This window comes from Brevundimonas sp. (assembly GCF_046293315.1).
In the GTDB taxonomy this organism is placed as follows: domain Bacteria; phylum Pseudomonadota; class Alphaproteobacteria; order Caulobacterales; family Caulobacteraceae; genus Brevundimonas.
Genome location: NZ_JBKBPF010000004.1, coordinates 206,619 through 232,057 on the forward strand (window position 1 = coordinate 206,619; position 25,439 = coordinate 232,057).

At 68.4% G+C, this 25,439-nt stretch carries 26 protein-coding genes; 11 read left to right on the forward strand and 15 right to left on the reverse strand.

The features are described from left to right. Position 1: 1 nt before the first annotated feature. Complete coding sequence (lysA, locus tag ACK4SE_RS05370; protein WP_409689556.1) at positions 2-1,279, forward strand: diaminopimelate decarboxylase; 1,278 nt, start codon at positions 2-4, stop codon at positions 1,277-1,279. 139 nt (positions 1,280-1,418) lie between these two features. Here lysA and ACK4SE_RS05375 read toward each other — a convergent pair whose 3' ends face one another. After that, a complete protein-coding gene (locus ACK4SE_RS05375; protein ID WP_409689559.1) occupies positions 1,419-1,685 on the reverse strand; it encodes a DUF6356 family protein in 267 nt (88 codons plus the stop codon). Positions 1,686-1,805: 120 nt separating this feature from the next. Here ACK4SE_RS05375 and ACK4SE_RS05380 point away from each other — a divergent pair, with 120 nt between their 5' ends. Next, positions 1,806-2,981, forward strand: a complete 1,176-nt coding sequence (locus ACK4SE_RS05380) for an acyl-CoA dehydrogenase (protein WP_409689562.1) — start codon at positions 1,806-1,808, stop codon at positions 2,979-2,981. Between the two features lie 148 nt (positions 2,982-3,129). On the opposite strand, the gene ACK4SE_RS05385 is transcribed toward ACK4SE_RS05380, so the two are convergent. Then, complete coding sequence (locus ACK4SE_RS05385) at positions 3,130-3,945, reverse strand: DUF3313 family protein (RefSeq protein ID WP_409689565.1); 816 nt, start codon at positions 3,943-3,945, stop codon at positions 3,130-3,132. 149 nt (positions 3,946-4,094) lie between these two features. On the opposite strand from ACK4SE_RS05385, the gene ACK4SE_RS05390 reads away from it, so the two are divergent. Both ACK4SE_RS05390 and ACK4SE_RS05395 read left to right on the forward strand, forming a co-directional pair. Continuing rightward, positions 4,095-5,417 (forward strand): trypsin-like peptidase domain-containing protein, encoded by a 1,323-nt coding sequence (locus ACK4SE_RS05390; protein ID WP_409689568.1) that lies wholly within the window; start codon positions 4,095-4,097, stop codon positions 5,415-5,417. A 303-nt stretch (positions 5,418-5,720) separates the two neighbouring features. Then, positions 5,721-6,065, forward strand: a complete 345-nt coding sequence (locus ACK4SE_RS05395; protein WP_409689571.1) for a DUF2794 domain-containing protein — start codon at positions 5,721-5,723, stop codon at positions 6,063-6,065. A 2-nt stretch (positions 6,066-6,067) separates the two neighbouring features. Here ACK4SE_RS05395 and ACK4SE_RS05400 read toward each other — a convergent pair whose 3' ends face one another. Then, entirely contained in the window at positions 6,068-6,517 is a 450-nt protein-coding gene (locus ACK4SE_RS05400; protein ID WP_409689574.1) for a YaiI/YqxD family protein, read from the reverse strand. A 345-nt stretch (positions 6,518-6,862) separates the two neighbouring features. Between ACK4SE_RS05400 and ACK4SE_RS05405 the strand changes: the two genes are divergently transcribed. Further along, positions 6,863-7,219 carry a hypothetical protein gene (locus tag ACK4SE_RS05405; RefSeq protein ID WP_409689577.1) on the forward strand — a complete coding sequence of 119 codons (357 nt, stop codon included), beginning with the start codon at positions 6,863-6,865 and terminating at the stop codon, positions 7,217-7,219. 194 nt (positions 7,220-7,413) lie between these two features. Beyond that, positions 7,414-7,737 carry an endonuclease domain-containing protein gene (locus ACK4SE_RS05410; protein ID WP_409689580.1) on the forward strand — a complete coding sequence of 108 codons (324 nt, stop codon included), beginning with the start codon at positions 7,414-7,416 and terminating at the stop codon, positions 7,735-7,737. Positions 7,738-7,889: 152 nt separating this feature from the next. Here the strand turns inward: ACK4SE_RS05410 and ACK4SE_RS05415 are convergent, their stop codons facing one another. The 4 genes from ACK4SE_RS05415 to clpB all read right to left on the reverse strand — a co-directional run bounded on the left by ACK4SE_RS05415 (position 7,890) and on the right by clpB (position 12,498). Further along, a complete protein-coding gene (locus ACK4SE_RS05415) occupies positions 7,890-8,078 on the reverse strand; it encodes a hypothetical protein (RefSeq protein ID WP_409689583.1) in 189 nt (62 codons plus the stop codon). A gap of 253 nt (positions 8,079-8,331) precedes the next feature. Further along, entirely contained in the window at positions 8,332-9,219 is an 888-nt protein-coding gene (locus ACK4SE_RS05420; RefSeq protein WP_409689585.1) for a DUF2971 domain-containing protein, read from the reverse strand. Positions 9,220-9,318: 99 nt separating this feature from the next. Continuing rightward, complete coding sequence (locus tag ACK4SE_RS05425; protein WP_409689587.1) at positions 9,319-9,513, reverse strand: hypothetical protein; 195 nt, start codon at positions 9,511-9,513, stop codon at positions 9,319-9,321. A gap of 396 nt (positions 9,514-9,909) precedes the next feature. Next, positions 9,910-12,498, reverse strand: coding sequence for an ATP-dependent chaperone ClpB (clpB, locus tag ACK4SE_RS05430; RefSeq protein WP_409689590.1), 2,589 nt, complete (start codon positions 12,496-12,498; stop codon positions 9,910-9,912). Positions 12,499-12,679: 181 nt separating this feature from the next. On the opposite strand from clpB, the gene ACK4SE_RS05435 reads away from it, so the two are divergent. After that, positions 12,680-13,312: a LysE family translocator gene (locus ACK4SE_RS05435; protein ID WP_409689593.1), complete on the forward strand. Its 633-nt coding sequence runs from the start codon at positions 12,680-12,682 to the stop codon at positions 13,310-13,312. Positions 13,313-13,362: 50 nt separating this feature from the next. Here ACK4SE_RS05435 and ACK4SE_RS05440 read toward each other — a convergent pair whose 3' ends face one another. The 5 genes from ACK4SE_RS05440 to polA all read right to left on the reverse strand — a co-directional run bounded on the left by ACK4SE_RS05440 (position 13,363) and on the right by polA (position 19,363). Continuing rightward, a complete protein-coding gene (locus tag ACK4SE_RS05440; RefSeq protein ID WP_409689596.1) occupies positions 13,363-13,692 on the reverse strand; it encodes a hypothetical protein in 330 nt (109 codons plus the stop codon). Positions 13,693-13,713: 21 nt separating this feature from the next. Further along, on the reverse strand, positions 13,714-14,628 hold the full coding sequence (gene argF / locus ACK4SE_RS05445) for an ornithine carbamoyltransferase (RefSeq protein ID WP_409689599.1): 915 nt from the start codon (positions 14,626-14,628) through the stop codon (positions 13,714-13,716). An 11-nt stretch (positions 14,629-14,639) separates the two neighbouring features. Further along, a complete protein-coding gene (locus ACK4SE_RS05450) occupies positions 14,640-15,815 on the reverse strand; it encodes an aspartate aminotransferase family protein (RefSeq protein WP_409689684.1) in 1,176 nt (391 codons plus the stop codon). A 212-nt stretch (positions 15,816-16,027) separates the two neighbouring features. Further along, entirely contained in the window at positions 16,028-16,375 is a 348-nt protein-coding gene (locus ACK4SE_RS05455) for a GIY-YIG nuclease family protein (RefSeq protein WP_409689602.1), read from the reverse strand. Positions 16,376-16,429: 54 nt separating this feature from the next. Continuing rightward, positions 16,430-19,363: a DNA polymerase I gene (polA, locus tag ACK4SE_RS05460; RefSeq protein WP_409689604.1), complete on the reverse strand. Its 2,934-nt coding sequence runs from the start codon at positions 19,361-19,363 to the stop codon at positions 16,430-16,432. A 160-nt stretch (positions 19,364-19,523) separates the two neighbouring features. On the opposite strand from polA, the gene ACK4SE_RS05465 reads away from it, so the two are divergent. Then, a complete protein-coding gene (locus ACK4SE_RS05465) occupies positions 19,524-19,829 on the forward strand; it encodes a hypothetical protein (RefSeq protein WP_409689607.1) in 306 nt (101 codons plus the stop codon). 254 nt (positions 19,830-20,083) lie between these two features. Further along, positions 20,084-20,764 carry a DUF1013 domain-containing protein gene (locus ACK4SE_RS05470; protein ID WP_409689610.1) on the forward strand — a complete coding sequence of 227 codons (681 nt, stop codon included), beginning with the start codon at positions 20,084-20,086 and terminating at the stop codon, positions 20,762-20,764. 34 nt (positions 20,765-20,798) lie between these two features. Here ACK4SE_RS05470 and hslV read toward each other — a convergent pair whose 3' ends face one another. Further along, a complete protein-coding gene (gene hslV, locus ACK4SE_RS05475; RefSeq protein WP_409689613.1) occupies positions 20,799-21,359 on the reverse strand; it encodes an ATP-dependent protease subunit HslV in 561 nt (186 codons plus the stop codon). 114 nt (positions 21,360-21,473) lie between these two features. Between hslV and ACK4SE_RS05480 the strand changes: the two genes are divergently transcribed. Both ACK4SE_RS05480 and ACK4SE_RS05485 read left to right on the forward strand, forming a co-directional pair. Continuing rightward, positions 21,474-21,887 (forward strand): BLUF domain-containing protein, encoded by a 414-nt coding sequence (locus ACK4SE_RS05480; protein ID WP_409689616.1) that lies wholly within the window; start codon positions 21,474-21,476, stop codon positions 21,885-21,887. A 45-nt stretch (positions 21,888-21,932) separates the two neighbouring features. Next, complete coding sequence (locus ACK4SE_RS05485; RefSeq protein ID WP_409689619.1) at positions 21,933-22,667, forward strand: HesA/MoeB/ThiF family protein; 735 nt, start codon at positions 21,933-21,935, stop codon at positions 22,665-22,667. Here the strand turns inward: ACK4SE_RS05485 and ACK4SE_RS05490 are convergent. Then, positions 22,664-24,787, reverse strand: a complete 2,124-nt coding sequence (locus tag ACK4SE_RS05490; RefSeq protein WP_409689622.1) for a TonB-dependent receptor domain-containing protein — start codon at positions 24,785-24,787, stop codon at positions 22,664-22,666. The genes ACK4SE_RS05485 and ACK4SE_RS05490 overlap by 4 nt on opposite strands. Positions 24,788-24,897: 110 nt before the next feature. Then, positions 24,898-25,257 (reverse strand): hypothetical protein, encoded by a 360-nt coding sequence (locus tag ACK4SE_RS05495; protein WP_409689625.1) that lies wholly within the window; start codon positions 25,255-25,257, stop codon positions 24,898-24,900. Positions 25,258-25,439: the final 182 nt, after the last annotated feature.

Below are 25,439 nucleotides of genomic sequence, written 5' to 3' on the forward strand. Positions count from 1 at the left end.
CGTGAACCATTTCGAGATCAGGGACGGCGTGATGCACGCCGAGGACGTGTCGCTGGAGGCCCTCGCGGCCGAGGTCGGCACGCCCGCCTATGTCTATTCCGCCGCCACCCTGCGGCGGCACGCCCGGGTGCTGCGCGAGGCGCTGGACGGCCACGCCGAAACCACCGGCGCCCTGATCGCCTTCGCGGTGAAGGCCAACTCCAACCTGTCGGTGCTCAAGGTGCTGGCGGGCGAGGGGCTGGGCGCAGACACGGTGTCCGAAGGCGAGATCCGTCGGGCGCTGGCGGCCGGGATCGCACCGGAGAAGATCGTCTTCTCTGGCGTGGGCAAGACCGACGCGGAGCTGGCCTTCGCCATCCAGGCCGGGGTGCTGGAGATCAATGTGGAGTCCGCCGCCGAGCTGGACCGGCTGACCGCCGTGGCGGCCGGTCTGGGCGCGCGGCCGGACATCGTGTTCCGCGTCAATCCCCGGGTGGGATCGGGCGCCCACGCCAAGATCACCACCGGCGGCGCCCGCGACAAGTTCGGCGCGCCGGTTGAGGAGGTCATGGCCCTCTACGCCCGCGCCGCCGCCTCGGATCATGTGCGGCCCGTGGGTCTGGCCTGCCACATCGGCAGCCAGATCACCGAGCTGAGCCCCCTGAAGGCCGCCTTCGCCGTGCTGCGCCAGATGACCCTGGACCTGCGCGCGCAGGGGCTGGAGGTGCATCGGCTGGATTTCGGCGGCGGGCTGGGCGTGCCCTACTTTGACCGGCCCGGCGAGGCGGACCCCGTGGACTACGCCGCCGTGGCGGCCGAGGCGGTTCGGGGGCTGGATGTGCAGCTGGCGTTCGAGCCGGGGCGCATGATCGCGGCCAACGCCGGGGTCCTGCTGACCCGGGTCATCCATGTGAACGAGCGGCCGGACGGGATGCGGTTCCTGGTGCTGGACTCGGCCATGAACGACCTGATGCGCCCGGCCCTGTACGACGCCTTCCACGACCTCCGCACGGTGCGGCCGCGCGACGGCGCTGATGCGCCTTATGACGTGGTGGGGCCGGTGTGCGAGACGGGCGACACCTTCGCCCGGGACCGGATGCTGCCGCCGCTGCAGTCCGGCGACCTGGCCGCCTTCATGACCGCCGGGGCCTACGGCGCGACCATGGCCAATGAATACAACAGCCGCCCGCTGGTCCCCGAGGTTCTGGTGGACGGCGACCGCTGGGCCGTTGTGAGGCCCCGCCCGACCTATGACGAGATGCTGGCGCGGGAAGCGGTGGCGGGGTGGCTCATCCCCTGAGTCTCCTCCCCGCCATGCGGGGGAGGGGGACCGCCGCAGGCGGTGGAGGGGGCAAGTCCAAGGGGGTGAATGGGGTCGCCCCCTCCACCACTTCGTGGTCCCCCTCCCCCATGCGCTTCGCTTTGGGGGAGGATACGGCCTACAGCCCCGGATCGATCGCGCCCGCCTCGCGCATGCGCGTCTCGCGGGCCGTGCGGGCGCGGCCGTTCAGTTCGTCGGCCATGTCCTTGATGCGGTCCGAGGCGGCGGTTTTGGCGATGCCGGGGATCAGGGCGTGGAGGAAGGCGAATCCCGCCGCGCCCAGCAGACGGAAGCCGAAAGACGAGGCCGCGCCAAGGTGCTCCAGATAGGACTCCTCCACCTCGCGCGGGTGGTCCAGGAACAGTCGATGCAACGGTGTCGTCATGCGGCGGCGATCCTCACCCCTACCCGTGGAACCCGATCTATCCTAAAGCGGCGGCCACGATCAGGAAACAGGCCGAGCCGCTTCGTGCGGGAATCAGCCTCAGAAGAAAAGACCATACCCATGTCCGACGCCAAGACCTTTCGCTGGGATGACCCGCTGGATCTGGAAGGTCGCCTGACCGACGACGAGCGGATGATCCGCGACGCCGCGCGGTCCTATGCGCGCGACGCCCTGCTGCCCCGGGTGGTCGCGGCCTTCCGCGACGAGACCTTCGACCGGGCCATCATGACCGAGATGGGCGAGATGGGCTTCCTGGGCGCCATGCTGCCCGAACAGTACGGCGGCTCCGAAGCGTCCCATGTGGCCTATGGCCTGATCGCCCGCGAGATCGAGGCGGTGGATTCGGGCTACCGCAGCGCCATGAGCGTGCAGAGCTCGCTGGCCATGTATCCCATCTATGCGTTCGGCTCGGACGAGCAGAAGGCGAAGTTCCTGCCCAAGATGGCGGCGGGGGAGCTGATCGGCTGTTTCGGCCTGACCGAGGCGGACGGGGGGTCCGACCCGGCCTCCATGAAGACGAAGGCCGTGGCGGTGGACGGCGGCTATCGCCTGAACGGCGCCAAATACTGGATCACCAACAGCCCTATCAGCGATCTGGCGGTGGTCTGGGCCAAGCTGGATGACGTCATCCGGGGCTTCATCGTCGAGCGGGACTTCGACGGCTTCACCACCGACAAGATCGGCGACAAGCTGTCCCTGCGCGCCTCGGTCACCGGTGACATCGGCCTGAACGACGTGTTCGTGCCCGAGGCCAACATCCTGCCCGGCGTGAAGGGCCTGCGCGGGCCGTTCAGCTGCCTGAACAAGGCGCGTTACGGCATTGCCTGGGGCGCCATGGGGGCGGCGGAGTTCTGCTTCCACGCCAGCCGCGACTATGTGGGCGAGCGCATGCTGTTCGGCCGGCCGCTGTCGTCGCGCCAGCTGGTGCAGAAGAAGCTGGCCGACATGCAGACCGAGATCTTTTTGGGGCTGGAGGGCGCGCTGGCGCTGGGGCGGCTGCTGGACCAGGGGGCGTGGGTGCCCGAGGCCATCTCGATGATGAAGCGCAACAACTGCGGCAAGGCCCTGGCCGTCGCCCGCGAGGCCCGCGACATGCACGGCGGCGCCGGCATCACCGGCGAGATGCACGTGATGCGCCATGCCATGAACCTCGAGACCGTCAACACCTATGAAGGCGCTCACGACGTCCACGCCCTGATCCTGGGCCGGGCCATCACCGGGCAGGCGGCTTTCTAGGGCGCTAGCGCTCGGCCCGCGGGGCCTCGCTGCTTGAGCGCATCTTTAGGGCGCTAGCGCTCGGCCCGCGGGGCCTCGCTGCTTGAGCGCATCTTTAGGGCGCTAACGCTCGGCTCGCGGAGCCTCGCTGCTTGAGCGCGCGATGAGCTTACCGGTCGGGCTGGGCGGCCTGGGGGGGCGCTTCCGGCTCGTCTTCCTCGGCCTGGGCGCCGCTGAGTTCGGGGGAGTAGAGGCCGGTGATGAAGCCGGCGGCGAAACCGCCGGGGCGGAAGCGCGGGCCGAAGCGGGCGCAGGGGTCCGGGTCGGCGATGGCGCGGACCGCGCGATCCTCGGGGGCGAAGGCGTCGCCCACGGCGTCGCCGAACGGCTCGGCCAGTTGCACCGCGTCGCCCACCCGCGACAGGGACGGGCTGTCGGTGCCCACAGCCTTGGCGTCGCGGGACCACAGGATCGCCGCCGCCTGGCCCTGATCATTGGCCGCCAGCAGTTCGGCCTCCGCCGCCAGCCCGCCGAGGGTCCCGGGCACGCGCAGGCCGATGGGCCCGGGAATGAAGAATCCTGACGCCGCCGACGCGGCCGAGGCCGCGCGGCCGGTCGGTCCGATCCGCGACACCACCGCCCGCACCCGGCCCGCGTCCGGCGCGGGGTCGGCCAGCACGGTGAAGCGCTCGCTGACCTCGTAGCAGATCTGCCGGTCCACCTCGCGCAGCACCAGGGCCTGCTCGTAGTCGGTCAGGCCCTCGCCCACGCCGGGGGCGAGGACGGCCGGTTCGATGAACAGGCGGTCGATCCCGGAGGCGAGGGCCTCGTCGCGCCGCTCCTGGATGGAGGCCCAGACCGTGCCCTCGCGCACGGCGAGTCCGTCGTAGCCGCTGAGCAGGCCCGAGGGCTCAACCGCCGCCGTTCCGCAGGCCGCCAGACCCAGGGCCGCGCAGGCCGCCGCCGTCAGGGAGTGAAGTCGCATGGGGGGTCACCGGGTCAGAATGGAGGATCGCGGTAGCTACGGTTGAGGCGTCAGGTGGTTGCATGCGCCGCGCAAACAGGCGGGGCTGTCGCCGGGGCGGGTTTCCGGTCTAGTCTGCCGCCCAGAGACTCAACGGGGACCTTCGGAACGTGAACAGCACACACCTGCGTCGGACGGCGGCCGTGGCGGCCCTGACCCTCAGCCTGACGACGGCGGGCGCCGCCTGGGCCCAGATGTCTCCGCAAATGCCTTACGACGCCGAGCGGGGGGTGTTCACCTTCGCCGCCGGGATCGAGCCCAGCCTGCCCGCCGTGGTGGCCATCACCACCCTGGGCGCCGGGGGCGGACCGTCGCGCGGCGACGACGGGCCCAAGGAGATCTCGGGCGGATCGGGCGTCATCATCGACGCGGCCGGCGGGGTGATCATCACCAACCACCATGTGATCGAGAACGGCACGGCGTTCCGGGTCGACCTGCTGGACGGCCGGTCGTACCGGGCCGAGCTGCTGGGCGCGGACCGGGCCACCGACATCGCGGTGCTCCGGATCACCGCCCCCGACCTGACCCAGGTCAACATGGCCCCGGCCGGAACCCTGCGCAGCGGCGATCTGGCCTTTGCGGTGGGCTATCCGCTGGGCCTCGACCAGACCCTGACCATGGGCGTGATCTCCGGCCTGGGGCGCTCGGGGCTGGGGGATGCGGTGGAGGACTACATCCAGACCGACGCGGCGGTGAACGCGGGCAACTCGGGCGGACCGCTGCTGGACAGCCGGGGCCGGCTGATCGGCATCAACACCGCCATCCTGTCGGGCGGCTTCGGCGGCGGCAACGACGGCATCGCCTTCGCCGTGCCCATCAACATCATGCGCTTCGTCACGGACCAGATCCTGACCACCGGCGAGGTGGTGCGCGGCGAGACCGGAGCGACGGTGTCGTCCCTGACGCCCCGCCGGGCCGAGCAGATGGGGCTGGAGATCGGCCGGGGCGCGGTGGTCGAGGACGTGGTCCCCGGCTCGCCCGCCGACCGGGCCGGTCTGCGTCGCGGCGACGTCATCACGGCCCTGGATGACCGCATGGTCTCCAACGGCGGCACGGTCCAGGCCATGACCGGCATCGCCCGGCCGGGCACGACGCTGGAAGCGACCTATCTGCGCGACGGCCGATCGCTCGAGACCATCGTGACGGTGCAGCGGCCCGACGGCCCGGTCATCGCCCTGGGCGGCGCCGGCCTGTCGGCCCATGGCGCGCGCTTCGCCGACAGCGAGGGCGGGGTGCTGGTGCGTGCGGTGGAGGCCGGTTCGCCGGCGGCCCAGGCGGGTCTGGTGGCCGGCGACGTGGTCACTCGCGCCGGGAGCGCCACGGTGCGCAGCGCGGCCGATCTGGAGCGGGCCCTGTCGGGCGCGCGGCGCGAGATCGCGGTGACGGTGACGCGGGGCGGGGAGACGGCGACGGTCACCCTGCCGTCAGCTTAACGCCCTGATTCCAAACGCAAAACGCCCGCGCGACCGGGAGGGGGAGGTGTCGCACGGGCGTCTCGCTTGGAGGTTTGTCGACCCGTCGAGGCCCCATGAAATCCAGGGGGGCTGGGGGGGCTGTTCAGGATCCGGGATCTCCGGCGACCCCGACCGGCCGACACTGCCTATCTGGTGGTCCAAACGGGCGTTGGAAGGACCGAAAGGGGGCCTTTTCGTGTTCGCGTCATTTTTCTTCAGGGGCCGGTCAAATCCCCGTTCCCGGCGCTGGCGCACACGCCGGTTCGCGCTAGTCTGGGGGGGATGAGCCTCGACGCCTCCGACAGTCCCGCGAGCCACAGCCCGGCCGGCCCGGTGTTCTTCGATCGCCGCGAGCTGGACGCCATGCTCCGGGTCTACGGGCGCATGGTGGCGGCGGGCGAATGGCGCGACTACGCCATGGCGCCGGGCAAGGACGCTGCCGAGTTCGCCGTGTTCCGCCGCGCCGGCGACGCCCCGGCCTACCGCATCGAGAAGCGCCCGGCCCTGGCCCGCCGTCAGGGCGCCTGGGCGGTGATGAACCAGAGCGGCATGATCCTGAAGCGCGGCCGCGAGCTGGCCCAGGTGCTGCGCGTGTTCGACGCCCGCCGGTTTCAGGTGGTGGACTAGCTTCATAGGCGCTTCGCCACGACCACGGCCCGGTCCAGGGCCTGCAGGAAGGCGGAGCGGTCGCGGGGGCCGAAGGGCGGCGGGCCGGACGTGGCCACCCCCATGCCGCGCAGGTGCTCGCCCACCATGCGCCCGGCCAGGGCCGAGCCGATGGAGTCCGGGGTGAAGACCGAGCCGTTGGGCCGCAGGGCCTGGGCCCCGCCCTTCAGGCAGCGGTCGGCCAGCGGAATGTCGGAGGTCACCACGATGTCGCCCGGCCCCGCCCGCTCGGCGATCCAGTCATCGGCGATGTCCGGCCCCGCCTCCACCACCACCTGCTCGATGAAGGGCGCGCGCGGCAGGTTGATCCAGCCGTTGGACACTACCACCGCCCGGAACCCGACCCGCTCGGCCACGCGGAAGCACTCGTCCTTCACGGGGCAGGCGTCGGCGTCGATGTAGAGCACGTGCATGGGGTTTTCCGGATTTCGGACCCGAAAAAAACGTGTCCGAATTGTCTGAATTGTCTGAAACGGGGCGTCGAAAAAAGAGTGTCCGAATTGTCCGAATTGTCCGAAATCGCCCCCGCAGGCCGGGGGTCGAGGCGGGCATTATAAGGCGCCCGCAGGCAGTGGGATTAAAAAGTCCGGGGGCCCGCATAACCACCCGTCATTCCCCGCCTTGAGCGGGGAATCCAGACTCACTATCCCTCGGCGCTGACCCGGATCCTGCGGAGTCTCTGGATCCTCGGGTCAAGCCCGAGGATGACGGGATTGTGGGGTGGGCTTATCCTGTTCTCAGGGACAGGGAGAAACAACATGGCGGCGTGGCGCTATCTGGCGGTGTTCACCATGGACAAGACCGGCCCGAAGTGGGCGGCGTGGCATGCCATGACGAAGGACGAACAGGACGAGACGGCCCGCATCGGCGTGGCCGCCGTCGCCGCCTGGGAGGAGGCGCACCGGGACGTCATCCTCTATCAGGGCGGCCCGCTGGGGCCGACGAAGCGCATCGATGATCTGGGCGCGGTGACCGACGTGGTCAATCTTCTGACCGTCTTCATGGTGGTGCGCGCCGACAGCCACGAGGCCGCCGCCCGCCTGTTCGAGGGCCACCCCCACATGAGCCTCTTCCCCTGCGACGGGGTGGAGGTGATGCCGGTGCTGGGGGACTGACGCCCCTCTCCCGATGGGAGAGGGCTTGAGCGCACGGCGTCGCAGACGCCGTCCTTGCGCTCAAGGGTGAGGGTCGCGCCTTACCTGACCCACCCGACCCTCATCCGACCCGGCTCCGCCGGGCCACCTTCTCCCAACGGGAGAAGGACAGTATCGTCGCTTCATGACCGGCAGCCGGCTGACACCGCGGGCGCGTGCGTTGCGTCAGACCGGGGGGGCTGGCGGAGGAGCGGGTCTGGGCGCGGCTGCGGGGCGGGAAGGTCGGGTGGAAGGTTCGCCGCCAATACCCGGTCGGGCGCCATGTGGTCGACTTCGCCTGCATTCCGCTGCGGCTGGTGATCGAGATCGACGGCGGCATTCACGAACGCGAGGACGTGATGCTGGACGACCACCTGCGCCGGCAGGCCATCGAGGCCCTCGGCTGGACCGTGATCCGCTTCACCAATGAACAGGCCCTGTCCGAACCCTGGCGCATCGACGACGCCATCAGGGCCCACGCCAAGACCCTCGGCCTCTGACCCCTCTCCCATTGGGAGAGGGCTTGAGCGCACGGCGTCGCAGACGCCGTCCTTGCGCTCAAGGGTGAGGGTCGCGCCTGACCCGGACCCACCCGACCCTCATCCGACCCGGCTCCGCCGGGCCACCTTCTCCCACAGGGAGAAGGACAGCGTCAGCGACGCGGCGCGGTCGCGGTCCACACCAGCACGGCGGTGGACAGCAGGATGCCGCTGACCAGCCCGCCGATGGCCAGCACGCCCGCGGGCGTGACCCGCACCTCCATCTTCAGCGACACGGGCCCGGCCCGCAGATCGAGGCGGGCCTTCTGGGGTTTGGCGGGGGCGGGGGTTCTGTCGGTCATGCCCGCCCTAACGCCCGAAGCGGCGGATGGCTTCCGGGGCTCCCCTCTCCCGCTGGGAGAGGGCTTGAGCGCACGACGGCGTCGCCGTCGTCCTTGCGCGCAAGGGTGAGGGTCGGCTGTGGCCACCCCGGCGACGGCTTGCGCCGACGGACCCACCCGACCCTCATCCGACCGCTTCGCGGCTGCGTTCTCCCACAGGAAGAAGGACAGGGGCGGGCGCTAATAGACGACAACCCCATTCGACCATTTGCTCTTATCTATAGGCCGCACCGGCAGCCCTGATCGGGAGAACGCCGTACCCGTTGTTGCCAAGCAAAAATAGAACATTCCCGGGAGCGTTCTGGCACCTAGGGCCCATAACGATCTCGGCGACGGCACCTCGCGATTGGTCGAAAGGCAAATCAAGGAACGGGACGATGGATCCGTTTCGCACCTGAAACTGAACGGGGACACCGTCGACATCCTCACCTTCAGACACCCCGCCATCATCCGTCAGTGTAAATCCGTTCTCCCCCAAGCCGACCGTGACAGCATGCTGGCAACGAACTTCTTGCTCATCGCGCCAAGCGGGATTTTTGAACGCTGCGGAAGACATTGCGATGACTTGGCAACGCTCTCTGAACCAAGGGTCATCGTAGTCTTTGTTCTTGTCGATCCATTCTAGAAATGTCGCGCCTACAGCAACGGCCATTTCCTGAACCTGTTGTTCGTGGTCATAGCAAACATCCAGAAGTTGGATGGGAAGTCGTCGGAGGGCGGTTGAGCGGAACCCGATCGCATAGCCGCGGCCATCGTTCGCGTATGCCCTCCATTGGCTAAGGCTATCGCCATCCTTCGAAAACGAAGCAATGAAAGAGCTCAAACCGAGCCCCATTGAGCTCCAGATCTGATCGATGTGGTCGATAAAATCTTCTGTGATCGGCTCCGGAAGACCAGGAGGGGGGTTTTTGGGATCAAGAAGTTTGTTCGCAGCTTCAATCCATATTTTGTACCCCCAACGACCTTCCTCGGCATCGTTCATCATGTTCATGTCTGAAAATCGGATCGTGCGATTCTGAATGATGCTAACGAGCGTTTCGGGAGAGCAATAATGGTAAAGTAGCGTGTCATCCGACACCGAAAAATCCCGACCGAACAGCAATGCTTGGCTCCCGCACTTATTTCCAAGGGTACGCTACGCCCTCCGTCGGAGGAGGATAGGGCAGCGGCCCCCTCTCAGAGGAAAGGGGGCCGCTGCTGTTTAGATGCGAAGCGCGGCTTCGTTAAAGCGAGCCACCACCTCAGACAGATAGTTCCTCAGTTCGTTGTCATTTGCGGGCGGCACTTCGCTGAAAAGGCGGCCATGCATGACATCGTTTGCCCGGCCTCCGTTCACACCGACAAGCCAAGCGCTGACATCTTGAGGAGTTCCCCGCGCCATAAGGGCCTTGAGCATGCTCGCCCTCACGGCATCACAGCGACCAAGGCCGCTAGCTTTGCGTTTCGTCATATTACGTCCTGTAACAAGACGTGGCCTTGACGCGCTCGAGGCTGGTGCGCGATATGCGCCAGCGACCCAACAGTTGCACTCAGCGACGGCCACATGAGCCCGCTGATCCGGGCGCTGAGGAGCCTAACCCTCAGCGCCCGAAGCCCGAATCGGACTCATACACGATTCCCGCCCTTTGCAAGCCGGACGTTCCTGTAATGTTCGGGGATGGCTGCCCGCTGCCTGTGGACGCAACCTCTCGGCCGAGAGCACAGGGAGCGAGGCCCTAACCCACCGCCGCCTTCCCGTCCCGGCTCTCCGGTGCGCTTCGGCCGGGATGACAATTCGTGGGTGGCCCAGGTCCTAGTGGACCTGGGCTTTTCCTATGGTCAGCCCATCCGCCCCCGCTGACACCGCGATCACCCCGCCGTCCTCGATCTCGCCGGCGAGCAGTTTGCGGGCAATCGGGTCGACAAGGTCCTTCTGGATGACGCGCTTGAGGGGGCGGGCCCCATACGTCGGGTCGTAGCCGCGGTCGGCGAGCCAGGCTAGGGCGGCGTCGTCGATGGACAGGGTCAGGCGGCGGTCGGCCAGCAGTTTCTCGAACCGGCCCAGCTGGATGCGGACGATGCCGGCCATCTGGTCGCGGCCGAGGCGCTGGAACAGCACGATCTCGTCGATGCGGTTGAGGAACTCGGGCCGGAAATGGCCGCGCACGGCGTCCATGACCAGCGGGCGCACCGTGGCCACGTCGTCGCCCTCGCCCTGTTGCGACAGGTACTCGGACCCCAGGTTGGAGGTCATGATGATCAGGGTGTTGCGGAAGTCGATGGTGCGGCCCTGACCGTCGGTCAGGCGGCCGTCGTCCAGCACCTGCAGCAGGGTGTTGAACACGTCGGGGTGGGCTTTCTCCACCTCGTCGAACAGGACCACCTGATAGGGGCGCCGACGCACCGCCTCGGTCAGGGCGCCGCCCTCGTCATAGCCCACATAGCCCGGAGGGGCGCCGATCAGGCGGCTGACGCTGTGCTTCTCCATGTACTCGGACATGTCCAGCCGGGTGATGGCGGCGTCGTCGTCGAACAGGAACTCCGCGAGGGCTTTCGTCAGCTCGGTCTTGCCCACGCCCGTGGGGCCCAGGAACAGGAAGCTGCCCAGCGGGCGGCCCGGATCGTTGAGGCCGGCGCGGGCGCGGCGCACGGCGTCCGAGACGGCGGCCAGGGCCTCGTCCTGACCCACCACACGATGACGCAGCGCGTCCTCCATGGACAGCAGCTTCTCGCGCTCGCCCTCCAGCATCTTGTCCACCGGCACCCCGGTCCAGCGGGAGACCACGGCGGCGATCTGGGCGGCGTCGACGACTTCGGGGGTCAGGGGGCCCGACCCGTCGGCCTCATGCTTTTCCGCCTCGGCCAGTTGCTTCTCGATGCCGGGGATCTGGCCGTAGGCGATCTCTGAGGCGCGGGCCAGGTCGCCGGTGCGCTGGGCCAGGGCCAGTTCGTTGCGCAGGCGGTCGAGGGTCTCGCGCAGCTGGGCGGACTGGCCGACCTTGTCCTTCTCCGCCTTCCAGCGGGCGGTGAGGTCGTCGGACTCGGCCTGCAGGCCGTCGATCTCCTCGTCCAGCTTTTCCAGCCGGGTGCGGGAGGCCTGATCGGTCTCCTTCTTCAGCGCCTCGCGCTCGATCTTGAGCTGGACCAGACGGCGGTCGATCTCGTCCAGGGCCTCGGGCTTGGAGTCCACGGCCATGCGCACGCGCGACGCGGCTTCGTCGATCAGGTCGATGGCCTTGTCGGGCAGGAAGCGGTCGGTGATGTAGCGGTTGCTGAGGGTCGCGGCGGCCACGATGGCGCCGTCGGCGATGCGCACCCCGTGGTGGACCTCGTACTTCTCCTTGAGGCCGCGCAGGATCGAGACGGTGTCCTCCACCGAGGGCTCGTCCACGAACACCGGCTGGAAGCGGCGGGCCAGGGCGGCGTCCTTCTCCACGTGCTTGCGGTATTCATCCAGGGTCGTGGCGCCGACGCAGTGCAGCTCGCCGCGGGCGAGGGCGGGCTTGAGCAGGTTGGAGGCGTCCATGGCGCCGTCGGTCTTGCCCGCGCCCACCAGCGTATGCATCTCGTCGATGAACAGGACGATCTGGCCCTCGGCGGCGGTGACCTCGCCCAGCACGGCCTTGAGCCGCTCCTCGAACTCGCCCCGGTATTTCGCCCCGGCGATGAGGGCGCCCATGTCCAGGGCCAGCACCTTCTTGTCCTTGAGCGACTCCGGCACGTCGCCGTTGACGATGCGCAGGGCGAGGCCCTCGATGATGGCGGTCTTGCCGACGCCGGGCTCGCCGATCAGGACGGGGTTGTTCTTGGTGCGGCGGGCGAGGACCTGAATGGTGCGGCGGATCTCTTCATCCCGGCCGATGACCGGGTCCACCTTGCCGTCGCGGGCGGCCTGGGTCAGGTCGCGGGCGTAGCGTTTCAGGGCGTCATAGGCGTCCTCGGCGGCGGCGGAGTCGGCGGTCTTGCCCTTGCGCAGCTCGTTGATGGCGTCGTCCAGCGCCTCGGGCGTGGCGCCCACCGAGGCCAGCACGGTGGCGGCGACCCCGCCCTCCTTTGCAATCGCGTGCAGCATGCGCTCGGTGGTGACGAACTGGTCGCCGGCCTTTTTCGCGGCGTGCTCGGCGGCGGCGAAGACCCGGGCGGTGTCGCCGTCCAGATACAGCTGGGCCGACCCGCCGGAGACCTGGGCCCGCTTGCTGAGGGCGGTCTCGACGGCTTTTTCCGCCTTCGCCGCGTCGCCGTCGGCGGCGGTGATCAGATTGCGGGCGAGGCCGTCGCGCTCCTCCAGCAGCACCTTGAGCAGGTGTTCGGGGGCGAACTGCTGGTGCCGGCGGGCGAGGGCCAGCGACTGGGCGGACTGGACCGCCTGTTTGGCGCGGTCGGAGTAGAGGTCGAGGTTCATTAGCATCCCCTGTCAGGCGGATAGTGTAGCCCTTCGGCGCCCTTCGGGAAGCGACGCCATGAGCGGTCACGCTGGAAGTGGGTGTGGCGATTTCGCAACGCAAGGGTGCGGGGCGCGGGAACGATGCGCTTGCCGTCGGACCGCGCCATGACCACGGTGAAGCGGAGAAGGAGACCCCCTGATGGACTGGCCGCCGCTGGATCCCGCGATCATCGCGCCGTTCCTGATGGCCATGGTGCTGGTGGAGCTGACGCCGGGGCCGAACATGGGCTGGCTGGCGCTGGTCAGCCTGTCGCGCGGGCGCACGGCCGGGCTGGCGGCGGTGGCGGGGATCACCGTGGGGCTGGCGGCGTGGCTGGCGGCGGCGCTGCTGGGCCTGAGCACCTTCGTGCTGACCTATCCGGCGGTGCACGCGGTGATCCGCTGGGCGGGCGTGGCGTTCCTGCTGTGGCTGGCGTGGGAGGCGTGGCGCGGGGAAGGCCCGGCCGATCCGGCCGAGCCCGAGGCGACCCGCCGGGCGCTGTTCCTGCGCGGCATGGTGGGCAATCTGCTGAACCCCAAGGCGGCGGTGTTCTATGTGGCCCTGCTGCCCACCTTCATCCGGCCGGGCTACGCCACGCCCCTGAGCCAGGCCCTGATCCTGGGCGGGCTGCACCTGGCCATCGCGGTGGTGGTGCATTCGCTGGTGGTGTTCAGCGCGGCGGGCGCCGGGCGCGCCCTGACCGAGCGGATGCAGGGCCCCCGCGCGCGGGCGGCCATGGCGGCGGGGCTGGTGCTGATCGCCGCGTGGATGGCGTGGCAGACGCGAGGTTAGTCGGCGCCGAAGCAAGCGCGGTTTACACCGGACGGCTGGCGCAATTCAGATCATTCAGGAGTTTTTTCAGCTTTCTTCGGCGCACTCCAGTAAATATAAGAAGAAATTATAGCCATAATTCCAAAAAAGAGTCCCCATAACTTCAGAGAGACTATCGACGGCTCAAGCAATTCAAATAAAATTGGACGCGAGGTAAATATATTGCGCAATAAAACAGGTAAAATATTGATCGCCGAGAAAAATAGCAGCATTCCCAGTGAATAGAATGCCACCTTGGCCATCAATTTCACATAAAGAATGACGTCCTTCACAGGCAGTCCCCCCGTCCCCGCCGCGTGCGGCTCTCCCCATCTGGCCGTTCCAGAGCGGACCCGCGACATCTACGCTTTTATAAGCGCCCGCTAACCCCCGAAGCACCACGCCAGCACCGCCTTCTGGGCGTGGATGCGGTTCTCGGCCTCGTCCCAGACCACCGACTGCGGGCCGTCCAGAACGGCGTCGGAGACTTCCTCGCCACGGTGCGCGGGCAGGCAGTGCAGGAACACCGCGTCGGCCGCCGCCTGCTTCATCAGGGCCGCGTCGACGCCGTAGGCCTCGAAGGCGGCCAGCCGCTCCTCATAGTCCTGATCGCCCATGGAGACCCAGGTGTCGGTGACCACCACATCGGCGCCGGCCACGGCCTCCTCCGGGTCGGAGGTCAGGTGCACATGGTTGCCGCCGCGCTGCAGGTCGTGCAGGTCGGGGTGATAGTCGGACGGGCAGGCCACGTTCAGCTGGAAGCCGAATTTGGGCGCCGCATGGATGAAGCTGGCGCAGACATTGTTGCCGTCGCCCACCCAGGCGAGGGTCTTGCCCGCCACCGGCCCGCGATGCTCCTCGATGGTCATCAGGTCGGCCAGGATCTGGCACGGGTGCGAGCGGTCGGTCAGGGCGTTGACCACGGGGATGGTCGAGACCCGGGCGAAGCGCTCCACGTCCTCGTGGTCGTTGGCGCGGATCATCACCGCGTCCACCATGCGCGACAGCACCCGCGCGGTGTCCTCGACGGGCTCGCCGCGGCCCAGCTGCATGTCGGCCGCATTGGCGATGATGGCGTCGCCGCCCAGCTGGCGGATGGCGGCGTCGAAGCTGAACCGCGTGCGGGTGGAGTTCTTCTCGAAGATCATGGCCAGCACCCGGTCCTTCGCGGGCGCATCGGCGTCCACGCGCCCCTTCGGCCAGCCCTTGCGGGCCGCCTTGCGGGCGTGGGCGTCGTCCAGAATGGCGCGCAGGGTCTCTGCGTCCAGCCGGTGGATGTCGAGGAAGTGGCGGACCATGGCGGCTCCGATCAGGCCGCCAGCTTTTCGCGGGCGGCCTCGCAGGTCTTTTCGATCTTCTCGACGGCCTCGCGGGCCTCGTCGAGGGTGAGGGTCAGGGGCGGCAGCAGGCGCACGCAATTATCGCCGCCCCCGGCCACCAGCAGCTGCTGGCCGTCGCGGGCCCAGCCCATGAACTCGCGGTTGTTGGGAACCAGCTTGACGCCGATCAGCAGGCCGCGCCCGCGAACGTCCACGATGATGTCGGGGAAGCGCTCCTTCAGACCGTGCAACTGCTGGGTCAGATAGCCGGAGATCTCGGCCACATTGGCCAGGGTCTCGGGTTTGGCGATCTCGTCGAGGGCGGCGAGGCCCACGGCCATCGCCAGCGGATTGCCGCCGAAGGTGGTGCCGTGCACGCCGGCCACCATGCCCTTGGCCGCCTCGGTGGTGGCGAGACAGGCGCCGACGGGGAAGCCGCCGCCCAGGGCTTTCGCAATCGCCATGATGTCCGGGGTGATCCCGGCCCATTCGTGGGCCCACATCTTGCCGGTGCGGCCCATGCCGGACTGCACCTCGTCGAGGATCAGCAGCACGCCCGCCTCGTCGCACCACTGGCGGATCTGGCGCAGGTCGGCGTCGGGGAAGGCGCGCGCCCCGCCCTCGCCCTGGACCGGCTCGAGGATCACGGCGGCGGCGGTGGGGCTGTCGATGGCGGCCTTGATGGCGTCCATGTCGCCGAAGGTCACCTGCACATAGCCGGGCAGGCGCGGGCCGAAGCCCTCCACATAGGACGGATTGCCCGCCGCATTGATGGCCGCATAGGTCCGGCCGTGGAACGAGCCGTCAAAGCCGATGATGTCGATGCGGTCCGTATTGCCGTTGGCGTAGTGATAGCGGCGCGCGGTCTTGATGGCCGCCTCGACCGCCTCGGTGCCCGAGTTGGCGAAGAACACCACGTCGGCGAAGCTTTCGGCGACCAGCCGGTCGGCCAGCGCCTCCTGCCCCGGAATGCGGAAGATGTTGGAGGTGTGCCACAGCTTGTCGGCCTGGTCCTTCAGCGCCTGCACCAGGCGCGGGTGCCGGTGGCCCAGGGCGTTGGTGGCGATGCCCGCCACGCAGTCCAGATAGGCCGTGCCGTCCGTCGCATAAAGTCGGGCGCCCTCGCCGCGCTCCACCTCTACGGGTGCGCGATTGTAGACTCCCATGAGATGACCGGACACGACGGCTCCTTTCCGAAACGAAAACAGCCCCGGCGGGGCGCGCCGGGACCATGCAGGGCAGTGTTGTCCGCTTGCGGGCGGAGGGAGTCAACCACCCCCAACCCCCGCTCATCCCGGCGAATGCCGGGACCCAGATCAAAGGACCGGGTGGAGGGAAGCTGCACCCCTGACCGCGACAGCACGACCTGCAGCAGTGATCATGCATCTGGGCCCCGGCATTCGCCGGGGTGAGCGGTTTGAGGGAAATCGGAAAGCCCGAGAATCGCGTTCAGGCGATCGCTCCAGGTCGGATTGGCCTCTTCGATCAGCAGCAGCTTCCAGGAACGGCGCCACTCCTTGATGGCCCGTTCGCGGCGAAAGGCGCCGTGGCGTGTTTCATGCCACTCCGCCCAGACGAGGGTCTTGCAGCCGTGGCGTTTCGTGAAGCCCGGCCTCAGTCCTTCGCGGTGCTCATGAACCCGGCGCGCCAGATCGTCGGTGTGCCCGACATAGATCGTGCCGTTGCGTTGGCTGGTGACGATGTAGACCCAGAACCCCTTGCCCATGGATCGCACCCACAATGTTCTTTATTTGTTCTTACCCGCCCGTCCGTCACGGTGTCAATGCGCCTGATCCCAGTTCACCGCCGCCTTGGCTTCCACGTCGATGGGCACGGTCAGCTGGACGGCGGGTAGGGGCGCGGTCTCCATCACCTTGCGGATCACGGCCATGGCGCGGTCGGCCTCGGCCTCGGGGGCCTCGAACACCAGTTCGTCGTGGACCTGCAGCAGCATGCGGGTCTCAAGCCCCGCGTCACGCAGGGCGCCCGGCATCTTCATCATGGCGCGGCGGATGATGTCGGCCGCGGCGCCCTGGATCGGGGCGTTGATGGCGGCGCGCTCGCCGAACTGGCGCTCGGCGCCGGACTTTGAGTGGATCGCCGGCACATGCACCCGCCGCCCGAACAGGGTGGTGACATAGCCCTGCTCGCGCACCAGCGCCTTCGTCCGGTCCATATAGTCGCGGATGCCGGGGAAGCGCTCGAAATAGGTCTTGATATAGGCCCCCGCCTCGCCCTGGCCGATGCCCAGCTGGGCGGCCAGGCCGAAGGCCGAGATGCCGTAGATGATGCCGAAATTGATCGCCTTGGCGCGACGGCGGGTCTCGGGCGTCATCTCCGCCAGCGGCACGTCGAACATCTCCGAGGCGGTGGCCGCGTGGATGTCCAGCCCGGCCTTGAAGGCGGCCTTCAGCTCGGGGATGTCGCCGATGTGGGCCAGCAGCCGCAGCTCGATCTGGCTGTAGTCCGCCGAGATCAGCACATGGCCGTCGCGGGCGATGAAGGCCTGACGGATCTGGCGGCCCGTCTCGGTGCGGATGGGGATGTTCTGCAGGTTGGGGTCCGACGAGGCCAGCCGCCCGGTGGACGCCGCCGCCAGCTGGAAGCTGGTATGCACCCGGTGGCTCTCGGGGTCCGCCGCCTGCACCAGGGCGTCGGTGTAGGTGCCCTTCAGCTTGGCCAGCTGGCGCCAGTCCAGCAGGGTGCGCGGCAGGTCGTGGGTGAGGGCCAGTTCCTCCAGCACGGACGCATCCGTGCCCCACTGGCCCGAGGCGGTCTTCTTGCCGCCCTCCAGCCCCATCTCGCCGAACAGGATCTCGCCGATCTGCTTGGGGCTGCCCAGATTGAAGGGCCGGCCCGCCAGTTCGTGGGCGGTGATCTCCAGCTCGGCCATGCGCATGCCGAACTCGCTGGACAGGGCGCGCAGCCGGTCCGGGTTCACCCGGATGCCCGCGATCTCCATGTCCGCCAGCACCGCGGGCATGCCGCGCTCCAGCGTCTCATAGGCGTTGGTCAAACCCTCGCCCGCCAACTGCGGTTTGAGGATGCGCCACAGGCGCAGGGTCACATCCGCGTCCTCGGCGGCGTAGCAGGTGGCCGGTTTCAGCTCCACGTGGCGGAAGCTCTTCTGGGCCTTGCCGGTCCCGGCCACCGCCTTGAAGGCGATGGGCTCGTGGCCCAGGTGGCGCTTGGCCAGCTCGTCCATGCCGTGGGGGTGCAACCCGCCGCCCAGCACGTAGGAGATCAGCATGGTGTCGTCGATCGGCGCCACCTGAACGCCGTGCCGCTTCATCACCGCCAGATCGTATTTGATGTTCTGGCCCACCTTCAGGACCGACGGGTCCTCCAGCAGCGGCTTGAGCTTCGCCAGCGCCTCCTCGATCTCGATCTGGTCCGGCCGGGCGCGGCCCGCGCCCTCGAAGTCGAGCCCGCCGCCGCCGTCCGCCTCGCCCGGATGGTCGTGGGTCAGGGGGATGTAGCAGGCCCGGTTCGGCGACGTGGCCAGCGACAGGCCGCACAGCTCCGCATGGCTGGACGACAGGGAATCCGTCTCGGTGTCGAAGCCGATGACGCCCGCCGCCCTCGCCTCGGCGATCCAGACCTCCAGCGCCGCGAGGGTGGTCACGCACTCATAGGCGTCGGTGTCGAACAGGTGCGGCTCGGCCGGGGCAGCGCTCTCGGCCGGGGCGTAGCGGGGCGTGGCCACCGGGGCGCTGACCGGTTTGGCGCGCAGGCCGCCGTTGGGGAACGTCGCCCCGTCCTTGTCCGGCGCCTTGCCGTCGCCCACCCGCCGGGCCAGCGAACGAAACTCCATCTTGTCCAGAAACGCCGACAGCGTCTCCGGATCGGGATCGCGCACCACGAAATCGCTGATGGGCTCGGGCGCCGGGGCGTCGCAGGTCAGGCGCACCAGCTCGCGCGACAGGCGGATCTGGTCCGCATATTCGATCAGGGTCTCGCGCCGCTTGTTCTGCTTGATCTCGTGGGCGCGCTCCAGAAGCGTGTCCAGGTCGCCGTATTCGGCGATCAGGGCCGAGGCCGTCTTGACGCCGATGCCCGGCGCCCCCGGCACATTGTCGGTGGAGTCCCCGATCAGGGCCTGCACGTCCACCACCCTGTCCGGCCCGACGCCGAACTTGGCCATGACCGCCTCATGCTCCAGCACCGCGTCCTTCATGGGGTCGTACATGACCACCCCGTCGCCGATCAGCTGCATCAGGTCCTTGTCGGACGACACGATCACCGCCTTGCCGCCCATGTCGCGGGCCTTGCAGGCGTAGGTGGCGATCAGGTCGTCGGCCTCGTAGCCGGGCAGTTCGACGCACGGCAGGCCGAAGGCGGCGGTGGCCTCGCGCACCAGGGCGAACTGGGGGATCAGGTCCTCGGGCGGCGGCGGGCGGTGGGCCTTGTACTGATCGTACAGCTGGTTGCGGAAGGTCTTTTCCGAATGGTCGAAGATGGCGGCCAGATGGGTCGGCCCGTCCTCGCCCTTGAAGTCCCGAATCAGCTTCCAAAGCATGTTGCAGTAGCCCTGCACCGCGCCCACCGGCAGGCCGTCGGACTTGCGCGTCAGGGGCGGCAGGGCGTGATAGGCCCGGAAGATGTAGGCCGAGGCGTCGATCAGATACAGCCGCACCGGCGGCCCGCCCTGGGTCAGGGGGCGGTCGATGACGACGGTGTTTTCGGGCGTGGTGGAATCGGCGGGCTCGGACATGCGGGCAACATAGTGCGCCACGACCCGGGCGTCAGCCGCCGCCGTCACCCTTTCTCGTCCGGGCCATTCGCCCACGAACCGATCAGGGATCAGGAGACCGCTATAGACAATGAACTGTTTTCCATATCAATGTTATATCAGTTCTGGGGGGCCGTTCCTGATGCTCGAACTTCAAACCGTTCTGTCGACCCTTTTCGGCGCAGCTGTCGGTGGAGTTCTGTCATGGGGATGCACGCATCTCTATGCCGTCCGGGCAGAGCGAGAACTGAGAAGGCGATTTGAAGAGGTTGCCAAGAATTTTGGCTTGCTGGGTGGCAGCGTAGTGGAAGTCCAGAAAAAGCTTGAAGAAGCTCTCACAGTTGAAAAGAAATCTGGCAAGACCTCGGCGGACAGCATTGGCTTGTTAGCTCCGCTGGCCGCTACACTGCTGCTAGCGCTTACAAAGAAGTCGGACGGCGATGATTGATCGCTGCGGAGCCAAGGCGTTGCAGATTGCCGACTGCTTGTGAATTTCGTGCCCAAGGATCATGGCGCCTGCTGATCCTGGAGCCATTTTCCAACCGCGAGACACGGTAGGTTTGCCATCGGCTGGTGAGCCTCACGCCGGTTTCCTTTTGCCCGGAATGGGCGTATGGAAAGCCATCCGCGCCCGGCCGAAAGGTCGGGCGCCGCTGTTTTCAACGCCTGCTTCGCGGGCCGCATTTCCAGGGGTTTCAACCCATGACCGACATTCTGATGCCCAAGGCCACCGCGGTCTGGCTGGTGGACAACACCTCGCTCAGCTTCGACCAGATCGCCGACTTCTGCGGCCTGCACCCGCTGGAAGTGCGCGGCATCGCCGACGGCGACGTGGCCCGCGACATCCGCGGCTCGGACCCCATGGTCAACGGTCAGCTGACCCGCGAGGAGCTGGACAAGGCCCAGAACGACGAAAACTACCGCATGAAGGCGGTGGTCAGCGCCCACGCCGAGCTGTTCAAGCCCGCCAAGAAGGGCCCGAAATACACGCCCGTCTCGCGCCGTCAGGACCGCCCGGACGCCATCTCCTGGTTCGTGCGCAACCACCCAGAGGTGACCGACGCCCAGATCTCCAAGCTGCTGGGCACCACCAAGGCCACCATCGAGAGCGTGCGCAACCGCACCCACTGGAACAGCCCCAACATCAAGCCGGTGGATCCGGTGACCCTGGGCCTGACCAGCCAGATGCAGCTGGACGAGCTGGTCAAGAAGGCCGCCGAGAAGAAGGCCCGCGACGACGCGAAGAAGGGCGGCGGCGTGCTGGCCCCCGCCGGCGAGGCCGAGGCCCCGGTCGAGGAAGAACCCGAGTTCACCCCCGAGGCCCGCGAGCGCCGCGGCGCCGAACCCACCGCCGCCTCGGTGTTCGGCTCCAGCGAGGACTGACCCGGATTCCTTCTCCCTCAAAGGGGAGAAGGGATCAGTCCAGCGTCTCAACCGTCAGGTTGCCGTTGGTGTAGACGCAGATGTCGGCGGCGATGGCCATGGCCTTGCGGGCGATCTCTTCGGCGTCCATGTCGGTGTGATCGCTGAGGGCGCGGGCCGCGGCGAGGGCGAAATTGCCGCCCGAGCCCACGGCCGCCACGCCGTGTTCCGGCTCCAGCACGTCGCCTACGCCGGTGACGGTGAAGATGGACGAGGCGTCAGCCACCAGCAGCATGGCCTCCAGCCGCCGCAGATAGCGGTCGGTGCGCCAGTCCTTGGCCAAGTCGACGCAGGCGCGGGCCAGTTGGTCGGGATACTGCTCCAGCTTGGCTTCCAGCCGCTCGATCAGGGTGAAGGCGTCGGCCGTGGCCCCGGCGAAGCCCGCCAGCACCTTGCCGCCCGCCAGCACGCGCACCTTGCGCGCGGCGCCCTTGACGATGGTCGGCCCCATGGAGACCTGGCCGTCGCCGGCGATGACGGTGCGGCCGTTCTTGCGCACCGCGATGATGGTGGTGCCGTGCCAGTCGGGAAAGGCGCTCCGGGGCGTGGTGTTCATGCTCATGCTTCGGGAAATGGCGGTTCCGCCCCGCGCGATCAAGCCGCCAAGGGTTCTGTTAAGGATATTCCCCTAGCGAATGCATCATAGTGTGTCAGTGCGTCAGGAGTACCGATGTCTCAGCTCTGCCGAGCCATCTATATCAGTCAGGCCGTTGGCCTTGCGGGGGCCAGCCTGCTGTCGGTGGCGGAGATCCTCGGCGTATCGGAGCGCAACAACCGGCGCGATCAGCTGACCGGCGTGCTTCTGGCCCATGACGGCTGGTTCCTGCAGGCGCTGGAGGGCGCGCGCGTCGACATCGACCGGCTGATGACCCGCCTGCAGCGGGACCCGCGCCACACCGGCATCCGCATGCTGGGTTTTGAAACCATCGAGGAACGCGCCTTCCCGGAGTGGAGCATGGGCCAGATTCTCGTGACCCCGCGGCTGGCGCCGCTGGTGTCGCGCCAGCCGCTGGACGCCCTGACGGCGGGCTCGGCCTTCGCCCTGCTGGTGGCCGCGGTGGCGCAGGCCGGCGCCCAGTCGTGATCCTGCGCGCGTGATTTCCGCGCTCCGGCGCGCTACATCACCGGCGTGAGCTTTTCCCCCGACGAGGTCGAACGATACGCGCGCCATCTGGTGCTGGCCGAGGTCGGCGGGCCGGGCCAGCAGGCCCTGTCGCGTGCGTCGGTGCTGATCGTCGGCGCGGGCGGCGTCGGGGCCCCGGCGGCGCTGTATCTGGCGGCGGCGGGTGTGGGGGCCATCACCCTGATCGACCCTGACACGGTGGCCCTGTCCAATCTGCAGCGGCAGGTGCTGTTCGCCACCGCCGACATCGGCCGGTCCAAGGTGGAGGCCGGGGCCGAGCGGCTGGCCGCCCTCAACCCCCATGTGCGGATGCAGGCGCTGGAGCAGCGGATCACGGCGGACAACGCCCGTGATCTGGTCGCCGCCCATGACGTGGTCATCGACGGCACGGACGATTTCGAGACCCGCCTGACCGTCAACGCCGCCTGTATCGCCGCGGGACGGCCGCTGGTCAGCGGGGCGCTGGGCCGCTGGGACGGGCAGGTGGGGGTGTTCGCCGGGCGGCCCTGCTATCGCTGTCTGGTCAGCGAGATCCCGCCCGACGCCGAGACCTGCGCCCGGGTGGGCGTGGTGGGGGCGCTGGCGGGGGTGATCGGCTCCATCGCCGCGCTGGAGGCCATCAAGCTGATCACCGGAGCGGGCGCGCCCCTGACCGGACGGCTGATGATCTTCGACGGCCTGAAGGGATCGGCGCGCACCGTAAGCGTCGGCGCCGATCCCGCTTGTCCAGTGTGTAGCTAGAACCGCGCGCGCACGCCGAGGACGAAGTTGCGGCCGCGCAGGGGCGCTGCGTCCTTGATGAAGGACGTGTGGTTCAGCGCCAGCTCGTCCAGCAGGTTGGTGCCGCGCACATAGACCTGCACCCCGTCGCCGGCGGCGCGCAGGTCATAGGCCAGGGTGGCGTTCAGCATGTCGTAGCCCGGGGTCTCGGTCTCGAAGTCGGCGATGCGGTCCTGCTCGAACACCCGGTAGTATTCCAGATTGCCGCTCAGCTGGTTCCAGCCGCCGTCCACGCGGGCGCCCAGACGGGCGGCCGGGATGCGCGGCAGGTTGCCGCCGCCGTCCACCTCGGCCCGTACATAGTCGCCGAAGACCGTGGCCGAGAAATTCGGGCTGAAGCGATGGCGCACCTCGCCGTCGATCCCGGTGAACTCGGCGTCGGCCTGGGTGTACTCGATCAGGCGGAAGTCTTCGACCTGATCCAGGGTCCGGGCATAGATGTAGTCGTTGAAATCGTGGCGGAAGGCGCTGACGCTGAAGGTGGTCGGGCCGGTGGTCTTGCGGAAGGTCAGCTCCAGGGTGTTGGCCGTCTCCACGTCCAGATCGGCGTTGCCCAGCTCGAAGGTGCTGGTGGCCACGTGCACGCCCCGGGCGTAGAGCTCCTGAACGTTGGGCGCCCGCTGGGAGCGCGAGGCGGTCAGGGCCACGGACCAGCCGGGCATGGGCGACCAGGCCGCCGAGCCCGACAGGGACAGCGGATCGTGGTCCCGGTCCGGACGGCCCACGGCCTCGGTTTCCTGCCACTCCTGACGCACGGCGCCCTCGAAGCGCCAGTCGTTCCACTGATACTGCTCCAGCACGAACAGGGCGTTGGTGCGGGTGATGCTCTCGGGCACGAAGCCCTCGTCGCCCACGGCCGCGAAGTCGCTGCGGGCGGTCTGGACGCCCACCACGCCGCGCAGGCCCGCGATGGGGGCGTGCTCCACCTCGACCCGGGCGTCATGGCCCTCGTTGGTGAAGCGGGTGCCCACCTCGCCGCCCTCGATCTCCTCGTGGGCGTAGTCGGTCACGCCGCCGCGGAAGCGGATGCGCTCGACGCCGGCGAAGGGGTCGTTCAGCTCGCCGCGCACATCGACGCGACGGTTCTGCAGCTCGACCCAGGGGGCCGCCTCATCATCATGGTCATGATCATGGTCGTGATCATCGTCGTCATGACTTCCGCAGTGCAGGGACGTCCCGTGCGGGTGGCAGTCCTCGTATTCGTGGTTGTGGCCCGGCAGGCCGTAGCGGCTGTTCTGTTCGGTGACGGCCACGCCCAGATAGCCGCGCGCACCGATCCATGAGGCGCCGAGCGTCAGGGTGCGGGTGTCGTTGAAGGTCCCCTCCACGCGGGTGACGGGGCCCTCGTCCTCGTGGTCGTGATCGTCGTCGTCATGATCGTCATCGTCGTGATCGTCATGGTCGTCATGATGGGCGCGCAGATAGGAGGGGATGTCGTAGTCGTCGCTGGTGCGGTCCAGCGCCTCCAGGCGGATGGCGAAGCTTCCGACCCCGGCGGTCACGCCCACCACCCCGGTGCGCTCGCCATCAGCCGTGCCGCCGCGGAACTCGATGGCCCCGTCCACGCCGTTGGCCGGAATCTCGGTGGGAATCTTGCGGTCGAGCAGGTTCACCGCCCCGCCGATGGCGCCGCCGCCGTACAGCAGGGCGCTGGGGCCGCGCAGGATTTCGATGCCGTCCAGCAGCAGGGGCTCGCCCGCCACCGCGTGGTCCGGCGACACGGCCGAGGCGTCCATCAGCTCGGAGCCGTCCGTCAGCACCTTGACCCGCGGCGAGGTCTGGCCGCGGATCACCGGGCGACTGGCGCCCGCGCCGAAGGTGTCGGAGTTCACGCCCGGGATGCCCTGCAGCGTCTCGCCCAGGGTCGCCTGACGGCGGCGCACCAGTTCGTCGCCCGCCAACACCGTCACATTGCTGATCACCTCGTCTCCGCGCTGATCCAGCGGCAGGGCCCGAACCACAATGCCGTCCAGCTCGGTCACGGGCGGCGCGGCGGTGGTCGTCAGGGTGTCGGCCATGGCCGGCGCGGTGATCAGAAGGGACAGGCCGGTGGCGGCGAGCAGGGTCGAGCGAAGACGCATCGGGGACTCCGGGAAGGCGAGAGAAAGCGTGGCCGCTTTGCTATGTTATAATATAGCACAGCGCAAGCCTTCATGACGCGTTCCGGCGCGCCGTCCACGCCGCCGCCGGATCAGCGTCCGCGCACGATCTCGATGACGATGGGATCGCCCGTGGCAGAGCGGGCATTCCACCGGGCGCCCACATCGCCCGCGATCAGAGGCGTGCAGAAGGGCACGGGGATGGGGATGGGGCGGAGCTGGGTGAAGCACAGCTGGTCGCCCCGCAGGCGCCAGACCCCGCTGGAGGCGCGGCGGCCGTGGCCGCGATAGCCGCCATCCCGGTCCAGCCACATGCGCGAGACCCGGCCGTCGCTGCCGGTGATCTGCAGCGTGTTGCGGAACGCCGGCTCCAGCGAGACGGTCGTTCCGGACTCGTCCGCCCCGCCCGCGAGGGCGGCGCTCACAATCAGGGCTGCAGCCAGACCCGCCAAGAGCCGTCTCCATATGCACAAGGATGAAAGGACGGATGAAGTGAACCACAGGACGGCGGTCGTTGAAACCGGCTTCTGGCAAGGCGCGGCATCCGGCGCCTCGCCCTCGACCGGAACGCAACGGCGCGGACGAATCGACCGGCGGAATTCGCCCATCGGTTGACCGGGCGTTCAGCCTTGTC

What these genes read in the sequence shown, in the direction of transcription:
- ACK4SE_RS05375 (WP_409689559.1), bottom strand. Translation starts at nt 1,685, where the DNA reads ATGACGACACCGTTGCATCGACTGTTCCTGGACCACCCGCGCGAGGTG.
- ACK4SE_RS05380 (WP_409689562.1), top strand. Translation starts at nt 1,806, where the DNA reads ATGTCCGACGCCAAGACCTTTCGCTGGGATGACCCGCTGGATCTGGAA.
- ACK4SE_RS05385 (WP_409689565.1), bottom strand. Translation starts at nt 3,945, where the DNA reads ATGCGACTTCACTCCCTGACGGCGGCGGCCTGCGCGGCCCTGGGTCTG.
- ACK4SE_RS05395 (WP_409689571.1), top strand. Translation starts at nt 5,721, where the DNA reads ATGAGCCTCGACGCCTCCGACAGTCCCGCGAGCCACAGCCCGGCCGGC.
- ACK4SE_RS05400 (WP_409689574.1), bottom strand. Translation starts at nt 6,517, where the DNA reads ATGCACGTGCTCTACATCGACGCCGACGCCTGCCCCGTGAAGGACGAG.
- ACK4SE_RS05405 (WP_409689577.1), top strand. Translation starts at nt 6,863, where the DNA reads ATGGCGGCGTGGCGCTATCTGGCGGTGTTCACCATGGACAAGACCGGC.
- ACK4SE_RS05415 (WP_409689583.1), bottom strand. Translation starts at nt 8,078, where the DNA reads ATGACCGACAGAACCCCCGCCCCCGCCAAACCCCAGAAGGCCCGCCTC.
- ACK4SE_RS05425 (WP_409689587.1), bottom strand. Translation starts at nt 9,513, where the DNA reads ATGCTCAAGGCCCTTATGGCGCGGGGAACTCCTCAAGATGTCAGCGCT.
- clpB (WP_409689590.1), bottom strand. Translation starts at nt 12,498, where the DNA reads ATGAACCTCGACCTCTACTCCGACCGCGCCAAACAGGCGGTCCAGTCC.
- ACK4SE_RS05435 (WP_409689593.1), top strand. Translation starts at nt 12,680, where the DNA reads ATGGACTGGCCGCCGCTGGATCCCGCGATCATCGCGCCGTTCCTGATG.
- ACK4SE_RS05440 (WP_409689596.1), bottom strand. Translation starts at nt 13,692, where the DNA reads ATGTCGCGGGTCCGCTCTGGAACGGCCAGATGGGGAGAGCCGCACGCG.
- argF (WP_409689599.1), bottom strand. Translation starts at nt 14,628, where the DNA reads ATGGTCCGCCACTTCCTCGACATCCACCGGCTGGACGCAGAGACCCTG.
- ACK4SE_RS05450 (WP_409689684.1), bottom strand. Translation starts at nt 15,815, where the DNA reads ATGGGAGTCTACAATCGCGCACCCGTAGAGGTGGAGCGCGGCGAGGGC.
- ACK4SE_RS05455 (WP_409689602.1), bottom strand. Translation starts at nt 16,375, where the DNA reads ATGGGCAAGGGGTTCTGGGTCTACATCGTCACCAGCCAACGCAACGGC.
- polA (WP_409689604.1), bottom strand. Translation starts at nt 19,363, where the DNA reads ATGTCCGAGCCCGCCGATTCCACCACGCCCGAAAACACCGTCGTCATC.
- ACK4SE_RS05465 (WP_409689607.1), top strand. Translation starts at nt 19,524, where the DNA reads ATGCTCGAACTTCAAACCGTTCTGTCGACCCTTTTCGGCGCAGCTGTC.
- ACK4SE_RS05470 (WP_409689610.1), top strand. Translation starts at nt 20,084, where the DNA reads ATGACCGACATTCTGATGCCCAAGGCCACCGCGGTCTGGCTGGTGGAC.
- hslV (WP_409689613.1), bottom strand. Translation starts at nt 21,359, where the DNA reads ATGAACACCACGCCCCGGAGCGCCTTTCCCGACTGGCACGGCACCACC.
- ACK4SE_RS05480 (WP_409689616.1), top strand. Translation starts at nt 21,474, where the DNA reads ATGTCTCAGCTCTGCCGAGCCATCTATATCAGTCAGGCCGTTGGCCTT.
- ACK4SE_RS05490 (WP_409689622.1), bottom strand. Translation starts at nt 24,787, where the DNA reads ATGCGTCTTCGCTCGACCCTGCTCGCCGCCACCGGCCTGTCCCTTCTG.